Raw genomic sequence first — 400 nt, 5'->3', positions numbered from 1 at the left:
CATTTGCTTTAAAATTTCATCATTTCCACTTTGGAAGGGGATATGGAAATGTTCACAGACTTTATCAAGTTCATAACAAGCTTGAATCAACCTTTTTGAAAAATATCTTGGATGACTAGTAGCAAATCTTATTCTGCGAATTCCTTTAACATCATGAATATAGTATAAAAGATCAGTTAGGGTATTCTCTTTTCTCCCCTCTTTTGTAGTTCCTGGAAGGTCTCTACCATAAGCATCAATGTTCTGACCCAAAAGAGTAATTTCTTTAAAATTATCATCAGCTAATTTTTGGATCTCACTTTTTATCGCATTTGGATATCTTGATTGCTCTTTCCCTCTGACAGAGGGGACTACACAATATGAACATCTTTCATTACATCCATAGATGATATTAACCCTT

General features: G+C 33.5%; 1 protein-coding gene. It reads right to left on the bottom strand.

All coding sequences use genetic code 11. From position 1 onward, the window contains the following. The coding region (locus AMO19_RS05115) for a radical SAM protein (protein ID WP_146255935.1) at nt 1-400 on the bottom strand (400 nt) is incomplete at both ends.

This window comes from Prochlorococcus marinus, assembly GCF_001180245.1.
Taxonomy (GTDB): domain Bacteria; phylum Cyanobacteriota; class Cyanobacteriia; order PCC-6307; family Cyanobiaceae; genus Prochlorococcus_A; species Prochlorococcus_A marinus_F.
The sequence above is the reverse complement of the archived record's forward strand: the minus strand, read 5'-3'. Positions and strand labels throughout refer to the sequence as shown.